This is a genomic window from Desulfobotulus sapovorans DSM 2055 (assembly GCF_059569355.1).
Window position 1 is genome coordinate 45,067 of record NZ_JCANVJ010000026.1, and the last position, 10,670, is coordinate 55,736.

The 10,670-nt window shown below is 53.1% G+C and carries 7 protein-coding genes and 1 pseudogene; 3 read left to right on the forward strand and 5 right to left on the reverse strand.

Features of this window, described 5'->3' with window-relative positions; all coding sequences use genetic code 11:
• Positions 1–251 precede the first annotated feature (251 nt).
• Both BR04_RS14420 and BR04_RS14425 read left to right on the forward strand, forming a co-directional pair.
• A complete protein-coding gene (locus tag BR04_RS14420; protein WP_496356724.1) occupies positions 252–608 on the forward strand; it encodes a hypothetical protein in 357 nt (118 codons plus the stop codon).
• Between the two features lie 139 nt (positions 609–747).
• Positions 748–1,227 (forward strand): Lcl C-terminal domain-containing protein, encoded by a 480-nt coding sequence (locus BR04_RS14425; RefSeq protein ID WP_496356725.1) that lies wholly within the window; start codon positions 748–750, stop codon positions 1,225–1,227.
• 104 nt (positions 1,228–1,331) lie between these two features.
• Here the strand turns inward: BR04_RS14425 and BR04_RS14430 are convergent, their stop codons facing one another.
• The 5 genes from BR04_RS14430 to lnt all read right to left on the reverse strand — a co-directional run bounded on the left by BR04_RS14430 (position 1,332) and on the right by lnt (position 10,227).
• Entirely contained in the window at positions 1,332–2,360 is a 1,029-nt protein-coding gene (locus tag BR04_RS14430) for a ParA family protein (protein ID WP_496356726.1), read from the reverse strand.
• Entirely contained in the window at positions 2,357–3,565 is a 1,209-nt protein-coding gene (locus BR04_RS14435) for an ATP-binding protein (RefSeq protein WP_496356727.1), read from the reverse strand. The genes BR04_RS14430 and BR04_RS14435 overlap by 4 nt, the downstream gene beginning before the upstream one ends.
• A complete protein-coding gene (locus BR04_RS14440) occupies positions 3,562–6,354 on the reverse strand; it encodes a DNA methyltransferase (RefSeq protein WP_496356728.1) in 2,793 nt (930 codons plus the stop codon). Before BR04_RS14440 ends, BR04_RS14435 begins: the two co-directional genes overlap by 4 nt.
• Before the next feature lie 78 nt (positions 6,355–6,432).
• Positions 6,433–8,412 (reverse strand): ABC transporter substrate-binding protein, encoded by a 1,980-nt coding sequence (locus tag BR04_RS14445; protein ID WP_496356729.1) that lies wholly within the window; start codon positions 8,410–8,412, stop codon positions 6,433–6,435.
• Positions 8,413–8,541: 129 nt separating this feature from the next.
• Positions 8,542–10,227 (reverse strand): apolipoprotein N-acyltransferase, encoded by a 1,686-nt coding sequence (gene lnt / locus BR04_RS14450; protein ID WP_496356730.1) that lies wholly within the window; start codon positions 10,225–10,227, stop codon positions 8,542–8,544.
• Between the two features lie 180 nt (positions 10,228–10,407).
• Here lnt and BR04_RS14455 point away from each other — a divergent pair.
• Positions 10,408–10,670 (forward strand): annotated as a pseudogene (locus BR04_RS14455) (hypothetical protein); the annotation flags it as partial.

The window sequence follows — 10,670 nt, forward strand, 5'->3', positions numbered from 1 at the left end:
TACACACGCGATTTCCAAGGGATAAAAGCAGGACTGGCCCGGATGTGGCAGGACAATTGCCAGAAATCTGGGCGGCAGGAAAGCAGGTTTTTTCCCATGGGGATGTCGGTGCGGGGGCAGGGTGCATCTCTGTCCGGTTTTTGTGCCCTTTTTAACGTACATGGGTTTGTGGGCATGGATTGTGCATTTATCCAAGGTGTGGTGATAAAGAAAAGGGATAGGAATTTTAACAAAAACAACGGGAGGGTATGATGAAAGGCAAAAGGTATTTTCGCGGTATTCTTGTTTTTATGGTCGGGTTTGTCTCTGCTTTTATTTTTCAGTTCATCTATCCGCCTCCAAGGGATGCTTTGGCGGATCAGTCCTGCATCCGCCAGGGCCTGAAAGCCTGGGGATATAATGGGAATATCCCTCAAGCGGTATTTTCCATCGCCTATGATGTTCCTTCCTGCTATGCGGCCAATGGCTACAGCGTCGAAAAGGTATTTATGCACGGCAACCGGGTTGCGGTAACGTATAAGAGTTCCCGTCCTGCTCCCATTGGCTCAGGGGCATTTTCAGGCAGCGGGCCTTCATCTATGGGCGACACATTCCGGCCCATTCCCTGAAAGGCGTATGGGGCAGGAGCCTGCTTTTGGCTTTAAGGCGGATGGCGGTTGCGTGGGGCGGTACTGTTTTGTTCCGGGTCAGGGAAACCGGACACAGCCCCAGGCACAGCCTGGATCTTCTTGAAGAAAGGAAAGAACCGTGGCGCAAAAAGGGATTGGGAAAATAAGGAACTTCAGGAAAGATTTCACTCTTTTCACGGGCGTTCTGATTTTGTGCTGTGCAGCAGGAAGTGTACAGGCAGAATCCCGCTTTCAGCCTGTGGCGGGGAGCGATGGGGCGGTTGTGCGGGATAACAGCACGGGGCTTGAATGGCAGCGTTGCCCCCATGGTCAGACCTGGACGGACTCCGTATGCAGCGGTGCGGCATGGCGCGGTTCCTGGTACGATGCCAGCCCCCTGACAGCACCGGGTGGTTTTCGGCTTCCGACCATAGAGGAACTGAGAAGCCTTGCGCCCTATGATCTCAAGGTCTTTCCCGGTGAGAGCTGGTTCTGGTCCGCCTCCTCCATGTCCAGTGGCAGCGGTTTTGCCTGGAACTTTTTTTTCATCAACGGCCTTGCCGGTCAGGGCAGCAAGAAGCGCATCGGCCACGCCCGGCTTGTGCGTGTCGGGCAGTGAGCTGGCATTGGACAGGATGCCTCGGTGGAAAGACCGGGCGGAAAATTCCGATGGGATGCTGGTAAAATGCCTCTTTCCAGAGATCCCTTGCCAGATCCGGGGTGTCATGGCTTGGGGGCTGGAGCCAGCCCTGTTCTTTCAGCGATTTTTTCCGCAAGGATTCTGAAGTCCCTCCGTGCGTCACTCACCGCATGGGCATGGCTGCCAATGGCCCCATCGGCGGAGGTGAGGTTGAAAATGGGCTTGCGGCGTTCCTGGGCCATGGGCACCAGGCTGCGGTAATGCCGGATGGTGGCAAGACAGAAAGGATCGTCTTCCTGCCGCAGATGCTGAACCGGGGCTTCATTCAGAACGGCTTCCCGATAAACGGCGGGAATGCGCTGCACCCACTTGTCATAGGCCTTTACCGGGCGTTCCAGAAGAACCCCATGCTGCTGACAGAGATAGCCGATGGGCTGCATCTTGCCGGAAGGCAGCCTGAAATCCGGGTAGTGCTTTTTTTCGGGGCTTTCCTCCCAGTTGCCAAGACGTTTTTGCCACAGGTTTTTCCAGCTTCTTAAGGTGGGGCCGAGGTTGCTTAACCCCTGGAGGGAAAAAAGGTCGGCCCCCAGGGGAATGGCGACGTAGTCCGTTGCCAGAAGGACAGAACGGTTGATGGCGCCAAGGTTGGGGCCGATGTCAGCAAGAAGGATCTCTGCCTGCACCTGATGCCCGGCCATCTGCATGACTTGCCAGAAGGCGCTGAGGATACGTAGGGGCCGGTAAAGGTTGCTGTCCCCCATGCTGTCCGGCCACTCTTTGGAGAGCGAATCCTCAAAGCCGGAGAGCCGGATGTCTCCCGGCAGGAGATGGAGATTTTCCGCCATGGGCTGAAGCAGGGGAGGGGCAATATCCGCCACACCGGCAAGGGGGCTGACGCACTGGTAAATGGTGCTGCCTGCACTCTCCGTATTCCAGAGCGCCTCAATGCGGTCTTCATCAAGAAAGGCTGCGGTCAGGTTGGCCTGGGGGTCCAGATCCAGAACAACTACCCGTCTGCCGAGATGGGCAAACATCCATGCCAGATGGTAAATGAGGGAGGTTTTTCCAACCCCTCCCTTGTTGTTGAAAAAGGTCAGTACGGGTGCCGTCATGCTTTTCTCCTCAATGTGCACATCACCGCACTCGGGCTGGTTTCAAATTCCGGGGGCGGATTTCCGTTTTTTTCCATCTCCCTCCGTGCAATGGCAATGCCCCTTCCAAAGGCCTGAATGAAACCAAAGGTTTTCAGCACATCCCCGATATTGGGATTACGGTAATCGGTGATTCCGGGCCTGCCGAAGTTTTCAGAGGTCACGTTTCCGTAAGGCCCGCCCGGACTGGTGATTTCGATTCTGTCATTGAACCAGTACACCCGGACAGGGGCATGGGTGTTTTCGTATGTTCGGTGAAGTACGGCGTTGTACAGAATCTGCTGCATCGCTGCTGGCGGATAGGGCATGTCCGTTCTGTGGGTCGGGCCAGAGGTGGCATCTACGCCGATGCGGTTATGGGATTTGAGTTTTTCTTCCATCCGGCGCAGCATTTCAACAAAGGCTCCGCCCATGGTTTCCGCATCCAGCACAGGGTCGGCCAGCTCTGTTCCGTCAATCCGCAAAAACTGAATACAGGCCCCCGGCAGAAAGTCCTGCGGGCTTTTGCCCAAGGTAAGGAGTCCCAGCACCGTGGGCGTTGTGGTGTCCGGGGAAACGATCATTTTGCAGCTTGACAGTCTTTCCCCATAGCTGCGGCCGTTGGATTCCAACACATCGGCGGCAAAGGCTGAAGGAAGAAATTCGCTTTCAAAAATGAGTTTTGAAAGGTCGGTGATTGTTGCTGATGGAATGGGGTGGAGATCAAAGGGCAGGTTCTTATAGCGCCTTTTTTCATTGAGGATACGCTCTTCCTGTTCGTTGGCGATGGAGCGCCGGGGGCCGGTGCGAATCCAGATACGGCCCTCATATTTGACAGGAGGCATATCGGAGGGCATCACGGTGACAACAGCCATGCCGGAACCTTTTAAAAGCCGTTTTTCCACAGAAAGAACGGGCAGGGGCAAAATGTTTCCGTCGGTTTTCATGTCCGCAAGTGAAAGCAGAAGCTGATCTGTCACCTCAAGGCCTGAGGGTTCGCCATTGTCCTTTGCGCCAATGAAAAGAATGCCCGGAGTATTGTGGTTCGGAAGGTCATTGGCAAAGGCGCAGACAGCCTGTCTGGCCTTTTTCGGAACCTCCCCCTTAAAACTTTCTTTTCGCTCCACCCGATCCGATTCCAGAGAATTGAGAAGATCCAGCAGTTCCTGATCAGAAAATCTTTTCATTCTTGTTTTCCCCCTGTTTCAGAACATGAGGCTTCTTTTTGCAGGTAGTGATCGTACAGGGAAAACAGGAATGCCACACGTTTTGCCTCGTTTGGAAAATTTTTGACCCCATAACAGGCATCCACCGCTTTATCCAAAGCCTGATGTGCCTTGCTCAGGACCGATGGCATGGTGAGGGGGTCATAGAGATCCGCAAGGGTGGAATCCGGGAATGTCTTACGGACATCGAGGATTTTCTGGCTGGCTGTACTGACAGCCTGTTTTTGTTTTTCTGTGGGATTTTCGGGCCATGGGAAGTTATTGTACACAACGCCAGCAGAATATCGATAATCACTCTTTAACCTTCCACAAACTGTGCGCATCCAGGCATTGTGCATTATTGACATTAAAACGCCAAATTCATAAAAAGACGCATTGGGAATAATTAGGCAAAGATTACTTGCAATAACATCTGCTGGCATAAAGCCAATAGGAAGATATTCTCTGCGTTCTGAAGAGACGCTTGGAACAATAATGTATTCTTTTTCCTCATGGGAAATGAAAGCAAATCGGCTAGGATTTTTAGCTAGTTCACATGTTGCTTTACGGTTACTGTTTAACCTGAATTTTTTAACAGCATCAAGCCGTAATAGAATGTCTGGATGTTTTTTTAACTCATTGGGACTTATATTGTCTAACCACAGGCAATAACGATCTCCGTTATTAATAAATTCTTTAGCGCCGATAAATTTTCTGATAAATTGATTGTAAGTAATTGCTTTGTCTGTGAGTTGTTTTTTTTCATCTTTACTCAGAGTTAAAAATCCTCCATCAATTGGCTGGTTTCCAAACTTCATTGTTGAAACCGGGCAAATTGGTTTTTTCCGGTTCTGCACCACCACATCCGGCGCATCCACCAGATAGGGGTTGATGTTTTTTGTCTGAATACATTCCGGTTCGCCCTTGATATTTTCATATTCAAAAATCTGTTTGTTGGGCAGATCACCATGGGTAAATCCCACAATGACACAGTGTACGGCAGCTTTGCCTCTGGCTTCATTACTCCACTGGAATGTCCGGTGGGCGAAAAAAATCTTCATTCCCTGATCCAGCATCCAGCTCCAAAGAACTCCGACCTGTTCCCCCTGACAGATGGAATTGGTGGATACAAAGGCACATTTCACGGGAGTTTTTTTCATTACTCTGGCCGCTTTCACATACCATGCGGCCACATAATCCAGTAGGCCGCTGTTTTTAATGTCTTTGAATACAAGGGAGACATCTTTTTTCTGGTTGGCATCCATGTATTTTGCTCCCACAAAGGGCGGATTGCCCAGAATACAATCCACCTTTGGCCACTCAAGCGTCAGTGCGTTTCCGTGCTGGATGGCCGCAGACTTCACAAGCGGAAGGCGGGTAAAGGTTCTCCCGAACAGGCTGGAAACTTCCCGGTTCATCAGGTGATCCATGAGCCACATGGCCACCTGGGCCACCTGAGCAGGGAATTCTTCCAGTTCGATGCCATAGAACTGATCCACATTAACCTTCACGATGGTGCCGATATCGAGAACAAGCTGGCGGTACCCCTGCCGGTTTTTCGGATACAGGAGATCCAGCACCTTCATCTCCAGACGACGGAGTTCGCGGTAAGCAATGATGAGAAAATTTCCGCAGCCACATGCCGGATCTAAAAACCGCAGGGAGGCCAGCCTGTCATGGAACTTCTCCAGCTTCGCCCTGTTATTTCCGCAGGCTTCCAGCCCTGCATAGAGTTCATTAAGGAACAGTGGGCGGATCAGTTTGAGAATATTGCCTTCAGAGGTGTAGTGCGCTCCAAGATTCCTGCGTTTTCCGTCCTGATCTTCTTCCATCACGGTCTGGAACAGCGATCCGAAAATTGCTGGGGAAATGGCACTCCAGTCTTCTCCGGAACATGAAAGGAGGATGTCTCGGATTTTTGCGTTGGCATAAACTGTTGAAATGGTTTTTTCAAACAGTTTTCCATTGATGTAGGGAAAACTGGCAAGATAATCCGGCAGATTTTTAAGCCGTTTGTTTTCCGGTTTGTTGAGGGTATCGAAAAAGGTGGCCAGCTCGCTGAATAAATTGCTTCCGTCGGGATGTGTTCGTTTCTGAATCAGGGTTTGAAAGGCGTGAAACTCAAAAATACCGGTATCATCTGCAAACAGGCAGAAGAGCAGCCGAACCAGCAGCACTTCAAGATCGTGGCCTTCGTAACCGCTTTCCTTGAGTTCATCGTGCAGGCTTCCCATCAGTTCCGCAGCACGGATATCCACCAGTTTTTCAGGTTCTGCATATTCTGATTCATGGTCGATGAGAAAGCCGAAAACTTTCAAATATTTGGGCAGGTCTTCAAGAGAAAATTCCAGATCATTGGCTTTGTCCAGCAGGTCATGGAGGTGAAAATGGGCAAAATCACATGTGAGGATATAGCGGGGACGCTCTTCCTGAGCCAGACCCTGATGGTAATCCAGTGCCTGAAGCAATGCCAGATTGAGATCCTTACCTGCGGATTTAAATTCTATGACCAGTTTTCCGGGTAGAAAATAGTCAATGAAACCGTATTTATTTCCTAATTTTCCGACCTGACGCTCATAATTTCCGGCCTCTATCGGGTCTATTCCATAAAGATCAACAAGAAAATCCCGGATGAAAACCTTGCTGTCTGCCTGCTCGCGGGTAGAATTTCTGTATTTCAGGACAAACTGCTCCGCCTGTTTCTGTATATGGCTCCAGGTGGGAGCGATGGTTTTCAAGGTATCATTTTTTACAGAAGGTTTTCTGGCCATTCCTGTTCTCATTTCTGTTTCAGGTTATTTTTAACGTCTTCCATGACAAATCCAGCAGATCGTTTTTTGATTTTACCCTCACTCCTGCTCTGCATGGGGATACAGAGCCGCTCTTTTCCGTATGGTATCAGGGATGGAAAGCCCGTAACGTTCGGCCTGATCCGGGTTGAGGATGAGGGCTTCCATGCTGGCGTTTCTGAAGGGAATGGCGGCAGGCTTCTCGCCGTTCAGAATCCGCACGGCCATTGCAGCAGCCTCAAGGGCCGCATCATGGTAATCCCGCGCCAGGGCAAGGGTGCCGCCTTCCTTCATCTGGGCACTGTCAAAAACATAGACGGGAAGGTTTTTCTCATCGGCCCTGCGTGCAATAAGGGCAAAGCCGGGTCGGGTGAAGTTATCCACAATCTGGGCAACGGCCCCGAGGTTCTGGCGGGTCAGCTCCTCCGCGGCCTGGGGGATGTCCGAAGGGGCAGTGACGGGTATGGAAACAAGTTCAATCCCCTGTTCCCCAAGGGCTTCCGCAAACCAGCTTCTGTAAAGTTCGCTGTTGATTTCCGCAGGGGTGAAGAGGGTGCCCACCCGCCTTGCTCCGGGCAGGGTTTCTCTGATGAGGGCCGCCATGCCCCGGAAAGGGGAGCGGGTGGTGATGCCCGTCACATGGGGGTGATGATCCGTTTCGCTTTTCCCCGCTCCGGCCCTGACCGCATCCCCGACGCCGGTGAAAACCACGGGGCTGGTGTCGGCCACCTGCCTCAGGGCCGCCTGAAGGGTGGGGGTGGAAACCACCATCACCAGATCCGGCTGATCTGCCTGAATGGAGAGCATGATGCTGGAAAGGGTGGCCATGTCGCCCTGGGCGTTGAAGATCCGCATTTCGTAGTCTTTATCCGGTTCCAGCCCCGCCCTGTGAAGACCTTCCAGATAGCCCTCTCTGGAACGTTCGGCAAATTCCGTTTCACTGTAGAGCACCATGCGGATGCGGAAGGGTGCTGTCTTTTTTTCCACCGTCGGTTCCGAAGCCTGCGGGGCGGCCTTCTGTTTTCCGGACATTTCCCGAAGCTTTTCCGTCATTTTCCATTGCGGGTAGCGGCTGCGTACCTCCTGGTTGATGTCCAGAAGCTGGGGCACCACGTTGTCGATGCGGAAGGAGGCGGGAGAGCGGCCTTCCAGCACGGCAATGGCCATGTCCGCCGTAAGATTTCCCACTGTCCCGTAGTCGGCCCCCAGCCCGAAGAGGGCTCCCTTGGCCGCGTCCAGGGGATCGTTGGTGAACACGGGAATACCCGCCTGGGTGGCCAGTTTCAGTATAAGGCCGATGGACGCCGTGGCCACCACGTCCCCCCCGATCCACAGGGCTTCCGCTCCCTTTGAGATGAGGGACTGGGTGGCCTCGTGCACTTCCGAAGTGTTGGCGGCAATGGCTTCCATGAGCCGGATGTCCAGATCCTTCACGGTCTTTCTTGCTTCGATGAGACAGGATTCGGAAGACTGTTCCGCCGGGTTCCAGACCACACCGATGCGTCTGAGGCCGGGATGCATCTCACGGGCGATGGTGATGGCTTCCCGCACCGGCTGAAAGGTGCCGATACCCGCAAGGTGGGGCGGATGCTGATCCGGCTCCGGCCCGGTAATGCCCACCCCTGTGGTGTAGGGATTGGTGACCGCACCGAAAATATGGGGCTTGCGGGTGGCGGCATTGGCATTGGCAAAGGTCTGGAGGGCCAGGGTGCTGGAGGTGATGACCACATCAAAGGGGCCGCTGGCGATGTCCCGTGCAATGGCGTTGGCCGTGGGCATATCCCCCTGGGGATTGTAGATTTTAAGATTTTTCCGGTTCGGAGCCAGCATCCCCTTTTCATCCAGCCGATCCACAATGCCTTTCACATGGGCATCGATGAGAAAGGTGGAGGTGATCTGGAAAATGGCGATGTCGGGATAGGGTTTGCTGGCCTCTCCTTCGGGGGAGCGGCGCTGACTGAGATCCGAGGCTAAGAGGAGAAGGGAAGCCATGATAATGAGCAAAACGATGAGCCACAGGGGTTTGAGGGTGTCTTTCATGGGTATCCTGTCGGGCAGCCTGCTGGGCCCCGTCTTTTAAATGAAGGTTTCAGGAGCATCGGGTTTCGGGTGTGTGATCCGGTTTTTTCTGTCCGGAGGTCTGGCTTTGTGATGCAGGCATTCTTTCTGTCATGGCTTCCCTGTGCCTGTAAAGTCATATTCCTTCTTGCCTGAGAAGAGATGCCGGATCTTTCTTCCCTTTTTTCCCATCCTCAGTGAAACGGCAGCAAGCATCAGAGCCAGCACCCCAAGCCAGGTATTGCCCATGACCTGATAAAGGGTTTGCACATTCGGAACATGCAGGCGGATCTGACGGTAAGTGGCTTGATCCATGGGAGTCCGGGTGCCGTTTTCAATGTCACCTGTGGCAAGAATGTGGGCACCCATGCCCGTATTGGTGGCACGGATCATGGGACGCCGCTGCTCCACAGCCCGGAAAAGGGCCAGCCCGAGATGAAGTTCCGCCGCTTTTTTATGCTCAAACCAGCCGTCATTGGCGACAGTGACAAAGGCATCCGTCCCCATGGCGGCACCCGTTCGGGCAATGTCCGGAAAAGCGCTTTCAAAACAGATGAGGGGCTGGATACGCAGATCCCGGACGAGAGGGAGCAGATCCGGCCCTGGGCCACGGTTGTATTCGTAGGGCCTTTCCAGATATTTTCGAAGAAGGGGCCAGCGTTTGCCTAAGGGGGTGGCTTCCCCAAAGGGAACGAGCCGTGTTTTGCGATAGATTTTTTTTATCTGTCCATTTTCCAGCAGGGCCATGCTGTTGTACATGGCGCTGAGTTCCCGCAGAGGGACACCTGTGTCTGTCGCAGTCCCGTCAGGGAGGATAAGGGATTCCTGTTTTTTTAAGCGATACTGATATTCCGTGCAGGCAAAGAAAAGGGGAGCCTGAGCGAGGGTTTCTGTCCGGGAGAGGGCCTGCATGTCGAGGTTGTCACAGGCCGGGGTTCCGGGGGCTTCCGGCCAGAGAATGAGATCCGGTGGGGCCAGATGCAGGGAGGATTCTTCGGTGAGCTGTCTTAGAACAGCATGATTGCTTTGCAGCGGATTCTTGTTCAAAGGATCTGTTTTGAAGGGGATGTTGGGCTGGATGGTGCGGACGCTGATGTGGGATTCCGGAGAAATGGCCTCCAGATTTTTCAGCTCCCTGAGGCGCAGACTGCCGTAGCCCAGCACAAGGGCGATGAGGAGAATCCAGAGGCCGGAATAGTGAATTTTTCTTTTGAAGGGGGAGGGACTCAGGATCTCTGCCAGAAGGGCATTGGAAAGGAGCATAAAAAAAAGGACGAAGTGCATTCCGCCGATGTCTGCAATCTGTATGGCCCTGACCCAGGTATAGAGACTGATGACAGGACTGCCGGGGCAGAGATCTGGCCAGATGGCAATGGCGAGGGTGAAGGTGCCTGCGGTGAAAAAGGGGCCTCCCGTTCTTCCATACCGGCTGGCAATGCCGCAGACAAGGCCCGCAAGCCCGTAGGGAAGGCCCTGATACAGGACAAAGAGCAGGGTGGCCATGAGGGAGGCTGACACAGACCAGCCCATGAGTTCCCTGCAGCCGTTCACCATCCAGAAGGCGGAAATGAGCCAGAAGAGGCTGCCGCCTGCCCATCCTGAAACATAACCCGCAGCAGGCTGACATCCCCGTAAGACCAGAAAAAAAGGAACAAGGGCCACAAGGGGCAGCCAGAAGCAAGGCCCGGAAGGAAGGGAGATGCCCAGAAGGCCCGTTGCCAGCAGCAGGCCCGAAAGGCGGAGGGCTGAAGGCTTAAAATAAAAGGGTATGGTTTTTATTTCAGGGTGTATGTTCATGCTGATGTAAGTTGAAAATATCGGATACCAAAGTTGCGATCCAGCCCAAAGGAGGTGTCTGAATGGTAAAAAACGCAACAAAGGGGCGTTGTTCGAAAGAATTTTGGTAACTACTCCAAAAGTCCGGGCATTGGTAAAAGAAGCTAAACATTCTCAGCCTGATCTGATAAAGCAAGAAGCATGTTAACACACGACGCCATAATCAAATCACTATCGGCCTCTGATCTCGAAAACCCCACGATCATGCTTTTGATCGAGATCATTCGCAATCAGCAGGAAGAAATCTCCCGGCTCAAAGATGAAATTGCCCGACTGAAGGGGCAGCCCCCGAGGCCGAAGCTCCGTCCGTCGATCCTCGAAGGAAATCAATCCGGAAAACCGGGACAGACCCCATCCAAATCGCGAAAGAAAAAACGATCTGTCTCCAGGCGGCAACTCCCGGG